The organism is Helcobacillus massiliensis, assembly GCF_014191425.1.
Classification (GTDB): Bacteria; Actinomycetota; Actinomycetes; order Actinomycetales; family Dermabacteraceae; genus Helcobacillus; species Helcobacillus massiliensis.
Window position 1 is genome coordinate 110,070 of record NZ_JACHWP010000003.1, and the last position, 17,456, is coordinate 127,525.

At 70.8% G+C, this 17,456-nt stretch carries 19 protein-coding genes; 9 read left to right on the forward strand and 10 right to left on the reverse strand.

Going from position 1 to position 17,456, the window contains the following annotated elements:
* Positions 1-190: 190 nt before the first annotated feature.
* From FHX50_RS07420 to FHX50_RS07445, 6 genes are all read right to left on the reverse strand, one after another.
* A complete protein-coding gene (locus FHX50_RS07420) occupies positions 191-604 on the reverse strand; it encodes an Rv3654c family TadE-like protein (protein WP_311200680.1) in 414 nt (137 codons plus the stop codon).
* Positions 601-975 (reverse strand): TadE family type IV pilus minor pilin, encoded by a 375-nt coding sequence (locus FHX50_RS07425; RefSeq protein ID WP_183376181.1) that lies wholly within the window; start codon positions 973-975, stop codon positions 601-603. The genes FHX50_RS07420 and FHX50_RS07425 overlap by 4 nt, the downstream gene beginning before the upstream one ends.
* Positions 975-1,190 (reverse strand): DUF4244 domain-containing protein, encoded by a 216-nt coding sequence (locus FHX50_RS07430; RefSeq protein WP_343064062.1) that lies wholly within the window; start codon positions 1,188-1,190, stop codon positions 975-977. The genes FHX50_RS07425 and FHX50_RS07430 overlap by 1 nt, the downstream gene beginning before the upstream one ends.
* A gap of 143 nt (positions 1,191-1,333) precedes the next feature.
* On the reverse strand, positions 1,334-2,392 hold the full coding sequence (locus tag FHX50_RS07435; protein ID WP_183376183.1) for a type II secretion system F family protein: 1,059 nt from the start codon (positions 2,390-2,392) through the stop codon (positions 1,334-1,336).
* Complete coding sequence (locus FHX50_RS07440) at positions 2,389-3,516, reverse strand: TadA family conjugal transfer-associated ATPase (protein WP_246370858.1); 1,128 nt, start codon at positions 3,514-3,516, stop codon at positions 2,389-2,391. Before FHX50_RS07440 ends, FHX50_RS07435 begins: the two co-directional genes overlap by 4 nt.
* Complete coding sequence (locus FHX50_RS07445; protein ID WP_183376187.1) at positions 3,513-4,535, reverse strand: nucleotide-binding protein; 1,023 nt, start codon at positions 4,533-4,535, stop codon at positions 3,513-3,515. Before FHX50_RS07445 ends, FHX50_RS07440 begins: the two co-directional genes overlap by 4 nt.
* A 258-nt stretch (positions 4,536-4,793) precedes the next feature.
* Between FHX50_RS07445 and FHX50_RS07450 the strand changes: the two genes are divergently transcribed.
* Positions 4,794-5,312, forward strand: coding sequence for a tetratricopeptide repeat protein (locus FHX50_RS07450; RefSeq protein ID WP_183376189.1), 519 nt, complete (start codon positions 4,794-4,796; stop codon positions 5,310-5,312).
* On the opposite strand, the gene FHX50_RS07455 is transcribed toward FHX50_RS07450, so the two are convergent.
* Positions 5,279-6,064: an exodeoxyribonuclease III gene (locus FHX50_RS07455; RefSeq protein ID WP_183376191.1), complete on the reverse strand. Its 786-nt coding sequence runs from the start codon at positions 6,062-6,064 to the stop codon at positions 5,279-5,281. The two genes, FHX50_RS07450 and FHX50_RS07455, sit on opposite strands and share 34 nt — an antisense overlap.
* Before the next feature lie 72 nt (positions 6,065-6,136).
* On the opposite strand from FHX50_RS07455, the gene FHX50_RS07460 reads away from it, so the two are divergent.
* Complete coding sequence (locus FHX50_RS07460) at positions 6,137-7,015, forward strand: SDR family NAD(P)-dependent oxidoreductase (protein WP_183376193.1); 879 nt, start codon at positions 6,137-6,139, stop codon at positions 7,013-7,015.
* A 27-nt stretch (positions 7,016-7,042) separates the two neighbouring features.
* A complete protein-coding gene (locus FHX50_RS07465; RefSeq protein WP_183376195.1) occupies positions 7,043-7,648 on the forward strand; it encodes an orotate phosphoribosyltransferase in 606 nt (201 codons plus the stop codon).
* 155 nt (positions 7,649-7,803) lie between these two features.
* On the opposite strand, the gene ypfJ is transcribed toward FHX50_RS07465, so the two are convergent.
* Positions 7,804-8,712 carry a KPN_02809 family neutral zinc metallopeptidase gene (gene ypfJ, locus FHX50_RS07470; RefSeq protein WP_183376197.1) on the reverse strand — a complete coding sequence of 303 codons (909 nt, stop codon included), beginning with the start codon at positions 8,710-8,712 and terminating at the stop codon, positions 7,804-7,806.
* 209 nt (positions 8,713-8,921) lie between these two features.
* On the opposite strand from ypfJ, the gene FHX50_RS07475 reads away from it, so the two are divergent.
* Genes FHX50_RS07475 through FHX50_RS07485 form a run of 3 tightly spaced genes read left to right on the forward strand, consistent with a single transcriptional unit; the run spans position 8,922 to position 11,445 of the window.
* Entirely contained in the window at positions 8,922-9,587 is a 666-nt protein-coding gene (locus tag FHX50_RS07475) for a DedA family protein (protein ID WP_183376199.1), read from the forward strand.
* A complete protein-coding gene (locus tag FHX50_RS07480) occupies positions 9,584-10,318 on the forward strand; it encodes a TrmH family RNA methyltransferase (protein ID WP_183376201.1) in 735 nt (244 codons plus the stop codon). The genes FHX50_RS07475 and FHX50_RS07480 overlap by 4 nt, the downstream gene beginning before the upstream one ends.
* A 38-nt stretch (positions 10,319-10,356) precedes the next feature.
* Positions 10,357-11,445 carry an NAD(P)-dependent alcohol dehydrogenase gene (locus FHX50_RS07485; protein WP_183376203.1) on the forward strand — a complete coding sequence of 363 codons (1,089 nt, stop codon included), beginning with the start codon at positions 10,357-10,359 and terminating at the stop codon, positions 11,443-11,445.
* Between the two features lie 30 nt (positions 11,446-11,475).
* Here the strand turns inward: FHX50_RS07485 and FHX50_RS07490 are convergent, their stop codons facing one another.
* A complete protein-coding gene (locus FHX50_RS07490) occupies positions 11,476-12,261 on the reverse strand; it encodes a response regulator (protein WP_183376205.1) in 786 nt (261 codons plus the stop codon).
* Between the two features lie 151 nt (positions 12,262-12,412).
* Between FHX50_RS07490 and FHX50_RS07495 the strand changes: the two genes are divergently transcribed.
* From FHX50_RS07495 to FHX50_RS07505, 3 genes are all read left to right on the forward strand, one after another.
* On the forward strand, positions 12,413-14,545 hold the full coding sequence (locus tag FHX50_RS07495) for a sensor histidine kinase (RefSeq protein WP_183376207.1): 2,133 nt from the start codon (positions 12,413-12,415) through the stop codon (positions 14,543-14,545).
* 99 nt (positions 14,546-14,644) lie between these two features.
* Positions 14,645-15,676, forward strand: coding sequence for a class II fructose-bisphosphate aldolase (gene fbaA, locus FHX50_RS07500; RefSeq protein ID WP_183376209.1), 1,032 nt, complete (start codon positions 14,645-14,647; stop codon positions 15,674-15,676).
* Between the two features lie 176 nt (positions 15,677-15,852).
* Positions 15,853-16,692, forward strand: coding sequence for a PTS sugar transporter subunit IIAB (locus FHX50_RS07505; RefSeq protein ID WP_183376211.1), 840 nt, complete (start codon positions 15,853-15,855; stop codon positions 16,690-16,692).
* Here the strand turns inward: FHX50_RS07505 and FHX50_RS07510 are convergent, their stop codons facing one another.
* Positions 16,693-17,433 (reverse strand): glutamine amidotransferase, encoded by a 741-nt coding sequence (locus tag FHX50_RS07510; RefSeq protein WP_183376213.1) that lies wholly within the window; start codon positions 17,431-17,433, stop codon positions 16,693-16,695.
* Positions 17,434-17,456 lie beyond the last annotated feature (23 nt).

The window sequence follows — 17,456 nt, forward strand, 5'->3', positions numbered from 1 at the left end:
GTCCAGGGACGAACGCGGGACCAGACCGACCACCCTGGCCGCCCACAGCACACCGATGATGATGACGCCCTTGATCGCGCCGGTGAAGAGGTGCCCCGTGATGGCGTGGACCATTGGAGGCGGAGTGAACTGGGCGGATGCTGGTTCGCTGCTCACGTCCTGTCCCAGAATCGGGGATCTGCCTTCCACCCTAACCAGAGCGCTCGGCGCCGGTGGGTGCGGGACCGGCACGGGCGATGGCGCGCGCGGATCCGATCCGTCCCGCAGGGAGCCGCACCTCGATGACGACGTCCTGACCGTCGCTGCTGCAGGAGAGCACATCCGCCCCGTTCGCGTGCGCGATCATGGCCGCAGTGGAGCACCCGTCGGCCCCAACAGCGGCCGCGTCCGCGCCCGAGAGCGCCGCCAGATCTGCCGCACCCTGCGCACGGGCATGGGCGATGTGCACCTGGCCGAGCATGACCACGAGGGCGAGCAGCAGCGACGCGATGGAGCACCACGTCAGCATCGCTGCCGGTGCCGATCCCTCCTCCGAGCCGCACCGCCCGATCACGCGGCGGCGCGCTCCAACAGGAGCGGCGCTCGCGGGCCGGCGGGGCGTCACGGTGCACCACCCGGTGCCAGATGCGGTTCCAGGCGCGCCGTCGCCTCCGACCTCAGCGTCAGGCTGAGGCCGCCGAGCAGCCCACCGGCGAGGCGGTGCTCCTTCGTTGCCCGCACCGTCACGAGGTCACCGGACCGCGACATGCTGAACTGAGCGCCGTCCCCGGCGACGGCACGGCCATCACGCGCCGGATCGTCCTCGCCGCGCATAGCGGCGCGCGCAGTCGCGGAGGCGCCGTCGTGCAGGCGGGCGCCGTCGGCCATCACTGCCCCCACCTGCGCGATCAGCAGGAGGAGGGCGGAGACGACCGTGAGCACCACAGCCGTCTCCGCCGTGACGGCACCGCGCTCGCCGCGAAGTGCCGTCATCATCAGCCGCCCATTCCCAGGGCACTGGTGACGATGCCCATCAGCAGGCTCTGCACCTCCTCGGACCGCAGCAGTGCGACCAGCACAGCCGCGAACCCGCAGGCGGCGAGAAGAGTGATGGCGTATTCCGCGGTCGTGGCGCCGTCCTCACGGGCGAGTCGGGTGCGCAGGGTGCCGATTGTGCGGTTCATGCGTCGGCGGATCGTGGTGGTGGACATGGTTTCTCCTTCTTTCTCCAACCGGGCCGGGCGGCCCGGAGACAGCGGGGGAGAGGGGCGGGGGTTGCCGGCGCTGCAGGCGGGAGGCCGACGGGGCCGTCGGGGGCGCAGGAGGGAGGCCGACGGAGCCAGCGGTGGGTGGGCTACCCGCCGCCGAGGATCAGGCCCAGATCGGCGGTGAGCAGGTCGATGATGATCGGGACGATGCCGAGCGCCACGAACGCGGGCAGGATCGCGACCCCCGTCGGCAGGACGAGCCGGACGGCGAGCCGCGCCGCCGCCGCTTCCGCATCGCGGGCGCGGGAGCGCCGCAGGTCCCGAGCCTGCATCCGCAGAAGCGGCGCCAGCTGCGCACCCGTTGCGTGCGCGAGGATAGCGGTGGAGCGGATCGAGGCGAGCTCGCCGCCCAATCGGGACAGCGCAACCGTCGCGGCGACCCCTTGTTCGAGGGCGAACCCCGCGCGGACCAGTTCCGGGCCGGGCGGTTTATCGCCCAGCGCGCGGCCCACGGCTCGCAGCGCGTGCGCGAGCGGTGACCCCGCTTCGATCACGGCGGCCAGAACATCCAGGATGATGCTGGGGTCCACGTGCGGAACCGTCCCCCGGGCCACGTGCAGAAGGCGCAGCATCCACCACCAGCCCGCGGCGGTCAGCGTCCCTCCGAGCGCCAGCAGACCGAGACCGGCGGGGGAGCCGAACAGAACACTGAGCGGGTCCGCGCCGAGCGCGAATCCGAGCACGAGCGCCGCCAGCGGCAGCGCCATCAGGATCCGCGCCGTCGCCTTCGGGCCGGCGAACGCGCTGTCGCGGGCGCGCTCTGCATCGGCCAGGTCCCGCAGGGAACCCGCGAGGTGCAGCAGCAGACTGCTCGCCGCCGCGCCGCTGGTGGCGCTGATGCGCAGACAGAGCGCCAGGGCCCGCAGGTGCGGGTCGTCGCCGTCGGGAACGGCGCCGAGAGCGATCCGCTGCGCGAGAGCCTTCGGCGCCTCCGCCTCCTGCGCGGCGGCGACGGCAGCCCAGGCGCGCGACGGTGCGATGCCGCCCTGCAGCACCATGGACACCTGGTCGAGCAGGGCCGTCAGCTCCGCCGGCGCGGGATTCGCGCCTCGGGCCGGGCGGGCGCGCCGGACCGCGCGGTCGAGCTGGGCAGGGCGGTCGAGCCGAGCGGGGCCGACGGGGACCGAAGCACGCGCCGCAGTCATCGCAGCCTCGCCTCGATCTGGTCGAACGCCGGGAAGAACCGCGCATTGTCCCCGGTGAACCGTGCTGCCAACTCACTGGTGAGGCGCCCGTCGGCCCCGCGGCAGAGGATCGCGACCGAATCCAGCACTCGGTGCGCGCCGTCGCGGCGCATGTGCAGCACGAGGTCGATCGCGGACAGCACCTGCGCGCTCAGAGCACGGTCCGTCAGCCCCGCGAGCGACCCGAGCGCCTCCAGACGCGCCGGCACATCCGCCGCCGTGTTCGCATGCAGCGTGCCGCAGCCGCCCTCATGGCCCGTGTTCAGCGCCTGCAGCAGTTCACGGATCTCCTCACCGCGGCATTCGCCCACCACGATCCGGTCCGGCCGCATCCGCAGGCACTGCCGGACGAGCATCCCGAGCCCCACCTCGCCGGCGCCCTCCGCATTCGCGTGCCGTGCCTGCAGATGCACCGTGTGCGGGTGGTTCGGCTCCAGTTCGGAGGCATCCTCCACGATCACAATCCGCTCCTCGGGGCCGACGCGCGCCAGCATCGCGGACAGCAGAGTCGTCTTCCCCGTCCCGGTGCCGCCGGAGATCAGGAACGCGCAGCGCCGGTCGATGATCCGCTCCAGCAGGGTGCGAGCCGACGGGTGCAGTGTGCCCGTCGCCTCCAGCGCATCCAACGACAGGGGAGTGGCGGCGGCCAGGCGCAGCGAGATAACGGCCCCGCCGGCGCTCAGCGGCGGCAGCACAGCGTGCATGCGGATCCCGCCGGGCAGCTGCGCATCCGCCCACGGCATCGCGTCATCGAGGCGGCGCCCACCGATCGTGGCGAGCCGCACCGCGAGCTGCCGGGCCTCGTCCCGGCCCAGGCGCAGGTCAGCGCGCTTCAGACCGTCGGGGGAGTCGGTCCAGACGGTGCCGTCGGCGTTGACGAGGATGTCGGTGACGCCGGGGGCGGCCAGCGGCTGCAGCGGGCCGAGGCCACTGATGTGGTCGCGCAGCTCCGCGGTGACCTCCAGCAGGCTCTGCGGGCCGCGCACCTGGCCGTTCTCCTCCAGTACCCGGGCCACCCGCGCCACATCAACCTCGCCCGGGTGGGCGAGCAGGTCCGCGTGCACCAACGACAGCAGATCGGTCATGACCGTGCCTCCCATGACGACCAGAACGCCGCGCAGGCGGCATCGGCCCCGCCGCGGCGCACATCCACCACGGGCTGCACGCCGGGGCGGCTGTCGCGGAACGACATCGCCACCGGCAGGTCCAGGTCCGCGCGCACATCCCGCACCCCCACATCGCCATGGCGGCGCACAGCGATCCCCATCGACGGTGCCGCCTCCCGCAGCTGCTCCGCGCGCCGCACAGCCGAGCGAACAGTGAGGTCACGGGCGTGCACCACCATGAGCACCTCGCGGCTGAGCGGCGCGATCTCCGCGGCGATGCCGAGCCCCGCATCGACCACCACGAAGCCGTCCACGCTGGTGAGCGCGGTGAGGATCCGGCCGACGGTGGCCGCCGCCGGCACAGGCCCGGTCAGCAGGTGGATCCCGTCGATCTGCGGCAGGGCGGAGCGGATCGCGGACCCGGCCGCGGCATCCGCGTCTGCGAAGTCCGGCCAGTGGGCGCCGGGGACGTGGGCGGCGCCGATGACGTGCTCCATCCCCGGCCCCGACGGGTCCGCATCCACGAGGGTGACGGGCCTGCCCGTGCGGGCAGCCGCCCCGGCGAGACGTGCAGCGAGGGATGTGGCACCGGCGCCGCCGGACCCGGGTACAACGGTGATGATCGCGCCGCGGCCGGGCCGGCGGGATGCGCCCGCGAGGTCTGCGAGCAGGTCAGCGGATTCGCCGGGGAGGATCCGGAGGCTCGCCGCCCCGGCGTCCAGGGCGCGGCGCCAATCAGCGGCGCGGGGAGCAGTCGAGGTCAGCACGATCACCGGCGCGTCAGGCGAGGCGAGCGATGCGGACCCGGCGGCGGAGCTGAGGTTCGCCAGCCCCGTCAGTCCGGTGAGGACGACGGCGCAGCCGGGCTGGGGTTCGGTCACCACGCGCATCTGCGCCGCCTCAGCATGGTCGATCGCCGACTGCCTCAGGTCGGGCGGCAGGTCGACCACGGCCGCCGTCGGCTGTGATCTGTGCGGGTGGGTGGGGAAAACGCTCATGTCCCCATCGAACGGGAGCCGCCGGCACCGGGCCAGGGGCGGGCCCGGGATGGGGACAAGTGGGATGGGGGACGGACGTCCCGATGCCTCCACCCCATCCCCATCTCCATACGACTGTCAGGTAACCATCGGGTCACAGGGTCTTGTGCATTGGATCACAGCGCCGCACAATGGAGGACGTCCGCGATGCCGCGCTGATACACCCCCGTCATCCGCTCCCGGTCCGTTCGGATCAAGGATTCAGCGAAGGAGCCACCCGTGACCTCAGAGATCCCCGCCCAGCCCATTGCGGCATGCGGCTGGTACATCGATGTCCGCACGCTTCTGCCCGTCATCAACGACCTCGCCGCATTCCGCGCCCACTACGCCGCCGACCCCGCCCGTGACGCCGTCGAAGCGCTCTGGACCGGTCACCCGGACCGTGCCGAACAGCTGCTGATGGAGCTCAGCGCCGAGAACCCGTCGAACCTCCGCTACCGCGCCCTCCTCGCGGACGCCCACCGGGACCAGGGCGACACCGACTGGGCGGTCGCCGCCTACCACCAGCTCGTGGACGCGACCCGCGGCGGCGCGCTCGAAGCCGTCATGTGGCAGCACCTCGGCAAGGCGCTGTTCGTCGCCGGCAGCTTCACCGAAGCGGAGAACGCGTTCAGCCGCGCGCTCGACCTCCGCATCGCCGGCGGCGCCGACGACGACCTCATCGAGTCATCCATGCTGGCGCTGGACCGCGCCAAGCAGCTCGCTCACAGCGAGACGTCGAGGATGATCGGCGCGTGATCGCTGGTGCCCTTCTGGGCGCGCTCCTCCGTGTCGATCATGGCGCCGGTGGCGGCCTCATGCACCGCCGGTGAGGAGAACAGGAAGTCGATCCGCATGCCCTGTTTCTTCTGGAAGCGGCGAGAGGTGTAGTCCCAGTACGTGAACGTGCCGGGTGCGTCCAGCCAGTCGCGGGTGGCGTCGCGGAACCCCGCCTCCTCCAGCGCTCGGATGCGGCGGCGCTCCGGCGGTGTCACGTGGGTCTTCCCCTCGAAGAACGACGGATCCCACACGTCGGCATCCGTCGGCGCGACGTTGAAGTCACCGGCGAACACGATGGGGGCCGACGGGTTCTTCGCCAACAGAGAGCGCCCATGCTCGGTGAGGCAGTCCAGGAACTCCAGCTTGTAGTCGTAGTGCGCGTGGTCGATCTCCCGGCCGTTGGGGATGTACAGGGAGGTCAGGCGCACCCCGCCGACGGTCGCGGTGATGGCGCGGGCTTCGGCGACGCCGTCGTACTCCGGCATGTCCGGCAGGCCGATCTCCACATCCTCCAGACCCACGCGGGACACGATCGCGACACCGTTCCACTGGTTGAGCCCGTGCGCCGCCACCTCGTAGCCGCGGGCCTCGAGCTCGGCGAGGTCCAGCTGTTCGGGCTTCGCCTTGATCTCCTGAAGGGCGATGGCGTCGATCTGCCGGGTGTCCAGCACGTCCAGCAGGCGGCCCATGCGGGCGCGCAGTGAGTTGATGTTCCACGAAGCGATGCGCATGCGGGCCAGTCTACGGGCGGCGGGTGGCCGATTCCTCGGACCCCGGTGAGCATCGCGGTCTACAGTGGCGCTATGACTCGAGCACTGATCACCGGCGCCACTTCCGGCCTCGGTCTCGAATTCGCCTGGCAGCTGGCCGGGCTCGAGCACGATCTGGTGCTGGTCGCCCGCAACGCCGAACGCCTGGACGCTGTCGCTGCACAGATCGAATCCCTCCACGACGTCCGCGTCAGCACCCTCGCGGTGGACCTGTCGGACCGCGACGGGCTCGACCGCGCGGCGCGGCGCCTCACCGACCCGGTCACTCCGATCGATCTGCTGGTGAACAACGCCGGCTACGGCCTGCACACCGAGTTCCTCGCCACGGACGTCGAGGAGCACGAGATCCAGCTGGACCTCCTGGTCAGGGCGGTGCTGGTGCTCTCGCACACGGCCGCGAACTCGATGATGCAGCGCGGCCGCGGCGCCATCATCAACGTGTCCTCCCTCGCCGGATACACCGCCGCCGGCACGTACGCCGCCGCCAAGAGCTGGGTCACCGTGTTCACCGAAGCGCTCGCTCTCGAACTGGAGGGCACGGGGGTGACCGCGACTGCGCTGCTGCCGGGGTTCGTGGAGACGGAGTTCCATGAGCGCGCCGCGATCGATGTGCAGGGCCTGCCCCGCGTCACCTGGCTGAAGGCCCCGTACGTGGTGGAGCAGGCGCTGAAGGACAGCGCGAAGGGGGAGGTGCTGTCGATCCCGTCGCTGAAGTACCGGACTGCCTCGGAGATCTCCCGGATCATGCCGCGGCCGCTGATCCGTCGGCTGACGGGGCCGGGATGGTCGCGCCGCCTGAACGAACGCAAGCTGCGCACCGCCCGCACTGGCAGTGCGCTGCGCCGCCTGCGGATGCCGTGGTGGGACGCCCCGGAGGCCGACGGGGGCCGCGGCGACAAGCCCCGCCGTTGAGGCAGTCGCGCCGCTTAGACTGGGGGCATGGTCACCAACAGCCCCTTCACCGTCTCCTCTGAAACCGCTCGCGCCCGCCTGCTCGACCTCATCGGCGAACTCGCCGTGGTCCACCAGCGCGTCACCCTGTCCTCCGGCAAGGAGGCCGATTTCTACATCGACCTGCGCCGCATCACCCTCCACCACGAAGCAGCCCCGCTCGTGGGCCGCGTGATGCTGGACCTCTTCGAATCCCAGGGCCTGCTGGGGACGGTGGAGGCCGTCGGCGGCCTCACCCTCGGTGCCGACCCCGTCGCCACGTCCATCATGCACGCGTCCGCGGCGCTGTCCGCCGCGGGGTCCCTCACCGGTGACCCGCTGGATGCGTTCGTGGTGCGCAAGGCGAACAAGGCGCACGGTCTGCAGCGCCGCATCGAGGGCCCCGGTGTGCAGGGGCGCCCCGTCATCGCCGTGGAGGACACCTCCACCACCGGCGGATCGGTGCTCACCGCCACCGAGGCGCTCGAACAGGAGGGTGCGGACATCCGCGCGGTCGCCGTCATCATGCACCGCTCCGAGGAGTCCCGCCGTGCCGTCACCGACGCCGGCTACGACTACATCTACGCCTACGAACTGTCCGAACTCGGGCTCTGACCTCAGACTCGCCAGCGACCAGGCCTGCTCCCCCTGCGCCCGTGCCGCCGGCGCAGGTGTGTGCGCATGAGAAAGCGCCCCGCCGGAGATGATCCGACGGGGCGCTTCGTCAATCCGAATCGGGCTGCGGGGTCCGCTCCCGCTGCCGCTGTGGGTCAGCCGCGGTTGCTGAACGTGTCGCAGGCGCCGTAGGAGCCTTCGTTGTAGCCGGTGATGAACCACTGCTGGCGCTTCTCACTGGAGCCGTGCGTCCACGTATCGGGCTGAACCCTACCGCCGGCGACCTCCCCCTGAATGTGGTCATCGCCCACCGCGGAGGCGGCCGAGAGGGCGTCCTTCACATCCTGCTCGGTGAGCGGCTCCATGTAGCGGTTGCCGTCCGGGTCCTTCGTCTCCACAGCATTGCGGGCCCAGACACCGGCGTAGCAGTCGGCCTGCAGCTCGAGCGCCACCTGGTCGGACTTCGGGCCCGTATCACGACGGTTGATGCGGTTCATCGTGCCGTCGAGGTTCTGGATGTGGTGGCCGTACTCGTGCGCCACCACGTAGGCCTTCGCGAGCTGCCCCTGGTTCGCGCCGAAGCGGCTGGAGAGCTCATCGAAGAACGACACGTCCACGTAGATCGTGGAATCGGCCGGGCAGTAGAACGGGCCGGTGTCCGAGGAGGCGGCGCCGCAGCCGGTGCTGACGCTGCCGGAGAAGACTCGGCCCTGCGGCTCCTTCCAGGTGAAGCCGGCGGACTTCGCCTCCTGCTGCCAGAACGCGTCCGCAGTCTCCACCACGGCCTGGACGTAGCAGTCGTCCTTCTCGTTGGCGTCCTTGCCGGTCTGGCAGTGCTCCAGGGCCCCTCCCTGGGCGCTCTGCTGCTCCTGGCCGCCACCGCCGCCCCCGCTGAACATGCCGGAGAACAGGAGGAACAGGATGATCAGCACAATGGTGCCGCCGCCACCGCCGCCCAGCATCATGAGCGGGCCCAGGGGCAGTCCGCCGCCCCCGAATCCGCCGCCACCGCCGGCGCGGCCCACGTTCCCTGAGCCGATGTTGGCATTCGGATTGAAAGTCATAATAGTACGGTAACCCTCCGACCGTCGCATTCCTACTGAATGCGGCGGATCCGTGCCCGTCTGGGGAGTCCGTCGCCCCTCATCCCCGCATCCGTCGGCCCCCGCTCCTGCCCACCCTCCAGTCGGGTTCGTCACCCGTTCGCGCAGACGACGTGCAGAACTCGTGGAGGCCGGCCGGGTCGTCGGGGGAGGTGCGTAGGATTGCCGGAGTGAACATCATTGACTGGGCCGTGAACACCATGGGGACGCTCGGCGGGCCGGGCGTTGCCCTGCTTCTCCTCCTCGAATGCGTCTTTCCGCCGATCCCCTCCGAAGTGATCCTCCCGCTCGGCGGCGTCTCCGCCGGCCGCGGCGAACACACCTACATCGGCATCCTCATCTGGTCCGTGATCGGGTCCGTGCTCGGCGCGTACATCCTGTACGGCATCGGCCGCGCCCTCGGCCCGGAGCGAACCCGCGAGATCTTCATCCGTCTGCCGCTGATCAACGCCAAGGACTTCCAGAAGACCGACGAGTTCATGCAGAAGCACGGCAAGACCGCCGTGTTCCTCGGACGCTTCATCCCCGGCATCCGCTCCCTGATCTCCGTGCCCGCCGGCATGTTCGCCATGCCGTTCGGTGTGTTCACCCTGCTCACCGCCGCCGGCTCCGCGATCTGGAACGCGATCTTCATCGCCTTCGGCTACTACCTCGGCTCCCGCTGGCAGGTCATCGAGCCGTACACCGACATCTTCTCCAAGGTCTGCTACGTGCTCGTCGTGCTGGTGTGCCTGTGGATCCTCGTCAAGCTGATCATGCGTGAGCGCAAGCGCCGCGCCGCGGGCCTGCCGGACCCGGACGAGAAGCACCTCGAAGAGCTCAAGAAGGACCAGTGAGCGCCAGCGACCCCGTCGGCCCCGCTGACCCGGCGGCGCCCGCCGCACCGGCTCAGCCGGCGGAGCGCACCGCCCCGGCAGCCCCTGCGACGTCGGCCTCCCCGGGCCGGCCGGCGGTCGGCGTGGGCCCGCACCCGGAGCCCTGGCCGACGGATCCCCGCCTCGACCCGGACCTCCTCGCCCACGGGGACCGACGCAACGTCCCCGATCGCTTCCGCTACTGGCGGCGCGACGCCATCGTGGCCGAGCTCGACCGCGCCACCCGCAACGACCTGCACATTGCGATCGAGAACGTGGAGCACGACTTCAACATCGGCTCCATCGTCCGCACTGCGAACGCCATGGGCGTGGCCGCGTTCCACATCGTCGGCCGACGCCGCTGGAACCGCCGCGGCGCCATGGTCACCGACCGCTACCAGCACGAACACCACCACCCCACGCCTGAAGAGTTCATCGCCTGGGCGCGCAGCGCGGGCCGCGAGATCATCGCGATCGACAACGTCGACGGCGCCGTGCCGCTCGAGCACACCCCGCTGCCCGCCAGCAGCGTCCTCGTGTTCGGTGAGGAGGGCGGGGGAGTGAGCCCCGAGATCCTCAGAGCCGCATCGGCCATCGTCGGGATCTCCCAGTTCGGCTCCACCCGCTCCATCAACGTGGGGCACGCCGCCGCCATCGTCATGCACACCTGGGTCACGCAGCATGTCGACGTGCCGCGCGACCTGCACCGGTAGCCCGCCGAACCTCCAGGCCGCGTCGCTACCCTGGCGGCATGACCTTCACCGTGAAAGCCCTGCAGAAGACCGGACCCGATCAGCCCTTCGACGTCGCCGAGATCGAACGCCGCGACCCCCGCGCCGACGACATCGTCATCGACATCAAGGCTGCCGGCGTGTGCCACAGCGACATCCACACCATCACCAACGAGTGGGGCCGGGCGCACTTCCCGCTCACCGTCGGCCACGAGATCGCCGGCGTCGTCAGCGAGGTCGGCGCGGACGTGACCCGATGGAAGGTCGGCGACCGCGTCGGAGTGGGCTGCCTCGTCAACTCCTGCGGCGACTGCGAGCAGTGCCGCGAGGACAACGAACAGTTCTGCCTCAACGGCGCCACCGGAACCTACAACTCCGAAGACGTCGACGGCACCATCACCCAGGGCGGATACTCCGAGAAGATCGTGGTCAACGAACGCTTCGCCGTCCGCATCCCCGAGAAGCTCGAGTTCCTCGAAGCCGCGCCGCTGCTGTGTGCCGGCATCACCACCTACAACCCCATCACCCACTGGGACGTGAAGGAGGGCGACAAGGTCGCCGTCGTCGGTCTCGGCGGGCTCGGCCACATGGGCGTCCAGATCGCCGCTGCGAAGGGCGCCGATGTCACCGTCCTGTCCCGCACCCGCGCCAAGGAGGCCGACGCGCTCGCCCTCGGCGCGAACCGCCTCGCGGCCACCGCGGAGGATCCCGACTTCTTCGCGAATCACCGCGGCGAATTCGACTTCATCCTCAACACCGTCTCCGCCGCATTCGAGCTGAAGGACTACCTGGGCCTGCTGAAGCCGCGAGGCGCCATGGTGCTCGTGGGCCTGCCACCCGAGGGCCTGCCGCTGCCGGCCGGCGCGGTCATCGGCAACTCCAAGGTCCTCGCCGGCTCCAACATCGGCGGCATCGCCGCGACGCAGGAGACCCTCGACTTCTGCGCGGAGCACGGCCTGGCTGCGAAGATCGAGGTCATCAGCGCTGAGCAGATCGACGAGGCGTACGAGCGCGTGGTCACAGGCGATGTGCACTTCCGCTTCGTCATCGACACCGCGACGATCACCGACGCCCCCGTCGGCCCAGCCGCAGCCGCCAGCGCCGCATAGCAGCGCCCGGCCGCCTGACCCGGCCCCCGGTCACCGCCCGGCGCTGCGGACCAGGCCGTTCTCGTACGCGAACACGACGATCTGCGTGCGGTCGCGCAGATCCAGCTTCTGCAGGATCCGCGACACGTGCGTCTTCACGGTCGGTTCGGCGAGGAAGAGCTCGGCGCCGATCTCGGCGTTGGACCGGCCCGCGGCGATCAGCTGGAGCACACCCTGCTCCCGCTCGGTGAGGGTGTCGTACGCGGCAGCAGCGTCGGAGCGGGGCTGACCGGAGTCGTCCGACGGGGTCCACTTCCGCTCCGGGTCCGCGGCATAGTCGGCGATGACCCGCTGGGTGATGCTCGGCGCGAGCAGAGCCCCTCCTTCGTGCACCACGCGGACGGCGTTGAGGAGCTCCGGCACGGCGGCGTCCTTGAGGAGGAAGCCGCTGGCGCCGTCGCGCAGGGCGGTGAACACATAGTCGTCCGCATCGAACGTCGTGAGGATGATGATGCGCGGGGCGTCGGCATCGGCGCCGTGCTCCGCGAAGATGCGGCGCATCGCCTCGAGCCCGTCCATCTGCGGCATGCGGATGTCCATGAGGATGACGTCCAGGGGGCTGGACTGGGCGAGGCGGACGGCCTGGAACCCGTCGGCGGCGGTGCCCACCACCTCCATGTCCGGCTGCGCTGCGAGGATGGCCGAGAAGCCCTCGCGGACCATCGGCTGGTCGTCCACGATGGCGACGCGGATCGGCGCGGCCGCGTCCGCACCGCCCTCGGACGGGCCGGTACCGGGCGCGGCGGTGGGAGTGTTCTTCTCAGGTGCGGAGCTCATGGTCTCAGAGTATCCGTCGGCCCCGCCGCGGCGCCTCCCCCGACGGGCCCCTCCCACCCGCCGAGCCCCTCCTCCGCTCGGCTGAGCCGCGCCGGGCGCAATGGTCCTTCGGCATGACGCGCGCGCCCGACCCCGCCGCTAGCGTGGACACATGATCACCGCTCTGCGCTTTCAGCTCATCCGAGCCGGCCACGACCTCGTGTTCGTGTCCGGCGGCATGCTGATCTCCGCCGCCCTCACCATCGCCACGTTCGGCGTGCTCACCCTCCTCGGTGTGGTCGGCCCGCTGGTGATCCCGGCGATGGTGCTGCTGCTGCCGCCCACTCTGCTGCTGTGCGGGTGGGCGGCGCAGCTGACCCGCTCCCGCGTCAACTTCTGGGCGCAGGACGACGGGTGGCGGATCCCCGATGCGGGGTACGAGCCGATCACGTCGATGGAGACCCTCGGCCGGGCGTTCGCGGATGTGCGGCGCTGGCTGGACGTGCTGTTCGAAGCGGTGGTCGCGCCGATCATGCGCGGATGCTGGGCGGTGATGCTGGTCGGGTGGGCGGCTCTCGCACTGTTCTCCACGGTCAGCGCGGTGGCGGCGCTCGGGTCGCTGGGGGTCGCCGGCACAGAGCCCGCGACTCTGCAGGTGGTGCGGATGCTGATGGGCATGGACCCGTCGGTCCAGGAGGCCGGCGGCGGCTGGATGGTCGCTGACCTGGTCGTCTTCACCACGATGGCGGTCGCGTTCATCGTCACGGCCCCGCTGCTGCTGCGGGTGATGGCGCTGATCGAAGCGCGGGTGACGCTGGCGGCGCTGGGGGACCGTCGGGGTGCGGTGCCGCTGGAAGGGTGGGAGGAGGCCGACGGGACCCGCGATCGTCTCGGCTTCTCCCTGCACGGCTGGGTGGTGGTGCAGGCACTGCTGGGGGCCACCGCCCTCGTGCCGATCCTGCTGCTGATGTTCGCGGTGGTCTCCTCGTGGTCGAGCGCGGATTCCGGGGCCGGGACGGAGGTGTTCGGGCCGGTTGCGCTGACCTCGATCGCGCTGCTGGTGGCGGGGCCGGCGCTGATGTGCGCGTCGGTGGCGGCGGCCGGATGGTGGCCGCGCATCACCTCGGCGACGATCCTGTTCAGCGCGGTCCTCCTGCTGAGCATCCGCTTCATCTCGGGCGATGCCCTGGTGGCTCTGCCCACCACGCTGGCGGCGACCCTCGCGGTCAGCGTCTTCGTGTACCTGCAGCTGTTCGCCGGCCGGCAGGTCCTCGGCCTGACGGTCGCCTCGGCCCTGCTCGGCGCCATCATCGTCTCCGAAGCGGCGGGGGTCCTCCTGCACACCTCGCTCGGCTGGGCAGTGACGATCGTGCTGCCGATCCTCGCCGCGAGCACCCTCGCGACAGCGGGGGTCGCCGGGTACCTGCTGAACCAGTTCCTGGAGAACCGGCAGGCGCTGGCGGCGGAGCGGCGCGAGTCGCTGCGGGTGGTGCAGGAGCGCGACCGGTCGGAGCAGGCGCGCACCGACCTGGAGGAGCGCACCCGGATCGCGCGCGAGCTGCATGATGTGGTGGCGCATTCGATGTCGGTGATCAGCGTGCAGGCGTCAACAGCGCAGTACCGCCTCCCGGGGGAGATGGCACCGGAGGTGGTGGAGGAGTTCGACCAGATCGCGGCGACGTCCCGGCAGGCGCTGACGGAGATGCGGTCGCTGCTCGCGATCCTCCGAGCGAATCCGGATCCGGCCGCGGCAGGCGCCGCGGGCGCCGGTGCTGTGGGAACAGCCGCACCCGGTGCGGCCGGTGATTCCCGCGGGGGATCCGAGACGGGCGGCGGGGGAGCAGGCGCGGTCGACGGGTCCGCTCTCACCGCGCCCCAGCCCGACCTCACGGACCTGCCCCAGGTGATCGACGGCACCCGTCGGGCCGGGGTCAGCGTCACCGAGCACTGGCACGGTGACTGGGAGCAGGCGCCGCTGGAGCTGCCGCCCACCCTGCAGCTCGCGGTGTGCCGCACCGTGCAGGAGGGACTGTCCAACGCGATGCGCCACGCGCCCGGCGCGGCGGTGGACGTCGACCTGGAGCGGAGCGCGGACGCGGTGACGGTGCGGATCCGGTCCGGGAAGGCGGTCGATGAGAACGCCGTCGCCGCCCCCGGTGCGGGTCTCGGAATCCGGGGAGTGCGCGAACGCGTCGGCGCTCTCGGCGGGGAGGTCACCGCGGAGCCCACGGAGGACGGCGGCTTCGTCCTCGCCGTGACCGTGCCGGCGAACGGTCCGACGGCTGGACGCATGCCGAGCCGGTGACCGGTGCCGCAGCGGGGGACTTCCGCCCTGCTGGACGGCCAGGTGCCCTGTGGGAGGATGGAAGCGTTCTGTTCGACAGCCCCATGAAGGAGATCAGGGATGGCCATCGCAACCCCAGAGAAGTACGCCGAGATGATCGACCGCGCGAAGAAGGGCAAGTTCGCCTACCCCGCGATCAACGTGTCCTCCTCGCAGACCGCGACCGCCGCCATCCGCGGCTTCGCAGAGGCGGAGTCCGACGGCATCCTCCAGGTGTCGTTCGGCGGCGCTGAGTACTTCTCCGGCTCCACCGTCAAGGACCGCGTCAAGGGCTCCCTCGCGTTCGCCGAGTACGTCCACGTGATCGCTGACAGCTACGACGTCACCGTTGCACTGCACACCGACCACTGCCCGAAGGACATCCTCCCCACCTGGGTGGACCCGCTGATCGACTGGGACCTCGAGAACCGGGTGAAGAAGGGCCTGAACCCCCTCTTCCAGTCGCACATGTGGGACGGCTCCGCTGTGCCGGTCGAGGAGAACCTCGAGATCGCCAAGCGCCTGCTGGAGAAGTCGCAGGAGGCGAAGAAGATCCTCGAGATCGAGGTCGGCGTTGTGGGCGGCGAGGAGGACGGCATCGCCGCGGACACCTCTGACAAGACCAAGCTGTTCTCCACCGTTGAGGACGGCATGGCGATCGTGGAGGCCCTCGGGCTCGGCGAGAACGGCCGCTACCTCACCGCCCTCACCTTCGGCAACGTGCACGGCGTGTACAAGCCGGGAGGCGTGAAGCTCACCCCGTCGATCCTCAAGGAGATCCAGGACGCTGTGGGCGAGAAGTACGGCAAGGACGCGCCGTTCGACCTCGTGATGCACGGCGGCTCCGGCTCCTCCCACGAGGACATCATGGAGGCCGTGGACAACGGCGTCATCAAGATGAACGTCGACACCGACACCCAGTACGCCTTCACCCGTCCCGTCGCCGAGCACATGCTCCGCAACTACGACGGTGTCCTCAAGGTGGACGGCCAGGTCGGCAACAAGAAGATGTACGACCCGCGCGCCTGGGGCAAGGCCGCTGAGGCCGGCATGGCCGCCCGCGTGGTCGAGGCGGCGGAGAACCTCCGCTCCGCCGGCACCAAGATGAAGTGATGCGGCCCGGGACCGCCACGGTCCCGCACTGCCGAATCGACGCGGGTCCAGCCCGCTGACGTGAACGACCGTCCCCGCAGACCCGGGGGGCGGTCGTTCGCTGTGTACGCTGAAACCGCTGGCCGGCCTCGGCCCGCACGAGCCCCGGGCATTCGCCCGCACACCAGGAGGAGCGCATGACCGATCTCGCCGACCTGATCCCCGCCGGAGCGGTTCGTATCCGAGCCGAGGTCGCCGACTGGCGCAGCGCCGTCGTCGCGGCGGGTGCCCTGTTGGAGGAGGCAGGGGTTGCGGACTCCGCCTACACCGACGCGATGGTCGCGAGCGTGGAGGAGCACGGCCCGTACATCGTGATCGCCCCCGGGTTCGCGCTGCCGCATGCGCGCCCGTCGGACTCCGTGACCCGCACGGGGATGTCGGTGCTGCGGCTCGCCCACCCGGTCGAGTTCGGGCACGAGAGCAACGACCCGGTGGAGATGGTGGTGGCGCTCGCCGCTGCGGACTCCGACCAGCATCAGCAGGCGCTCGCGCAGCTCGCCGGCGTGCTCGCGGATGCGGAGCAGCGGCGGCGCCTGTTCGCGGCCCGCAGTGAGCAGTCGGTCCGACGGGTGCTGCGCACCCGCGATGCCGGGGCGGCGCCCGCCGGGCCGCCGCCCGCGACGGACCCGCCTTCTCGTGGTGATGATGAGGGGCCGACGGGTGCCGACCGCGCCGCCGGCACCGGCACTGAGACGCACCTGGCGCTGACCGTGTGCGGCAACGGACTGGGCACCAGTCTGTTCCTGAAGAACACGCTCGAGCAGGTGCTGGAGGACTGGGGCTGGACCCGCTACGTGAATGCGGAGGCGACGGACACGATCTCCGCGAAGGGCCGTGCGAAGGAGGCGGCGTTCATCCTCACCTCCGGCGAGATCGCGAAGACCCTCGGCGATGTGGGGGTGCCGATGGAAGTGATCGGCGACTTCACCTCGAAGCAGGAGATCGACCAGGCGCTGCGCCGCATCTACGACGTCTGATCAGTCCCGCGCGAACAGTTCCACGAACGCCCGCAGCAGACGGTTCGCCTCCGGGGTGCGCGCCTGCGCCACCCGGCCCAGCAGCTCGTCCATCTCCTCGGGCGCGAAGTATCCCTCGTGGCGGTAGATGCGGATGCGCTCCGCCAGGCCCTGCTGGTCCAGTTCCGGATGGAACTGGGTTGCGTACTGCCGGGTCCCCACGCGGAACATCTGAACCGGTGCGGCCTCACCGGTGGCGAGCACCACGGCATGCTCCGGCAGGGATGCCACTCCCTCCTTGTGCCCCACGAACGCGGGGAACGTGCCCGGCAGGTCAGCCTGCCGGATCAGCGGGTCGGCGGCGCCGTCGGCCGTGAGCGTGATCGGCGTGGGGCCCACCTCCTCCCCGTATTCGGTGCTCAGCACCGCGCCCTGGTGGACGCCGAGCGTGCCCACGCCGTAGCAGGCGCCGAAGAAGGGGATGTCGCGGTCGATGACCTGGTCCAGCAGCGCCGACAGCTCCGCCTCCGCCGCGACCTGCTCCGCAGACTTCGCATGGGGCGGATCTGAGGTGGTGTAGGGCGAGCCGCCCACGATGATGCCGGAGATGTCGTCGAGGTCGATGTCGGAGGGGAAGGGCCCTGCTTCGAGGCGGACACGGCGCAGCTGAGACGGCTGCAGGCCCGAGAACCGCAGGATCGCCTCGTACTCGGGGTCGGCGGCGGCGTCGGCTCGGGTGGCGATCACAATGAACGGCTTCATGGCGGGAATCGTAGCGGCCGACG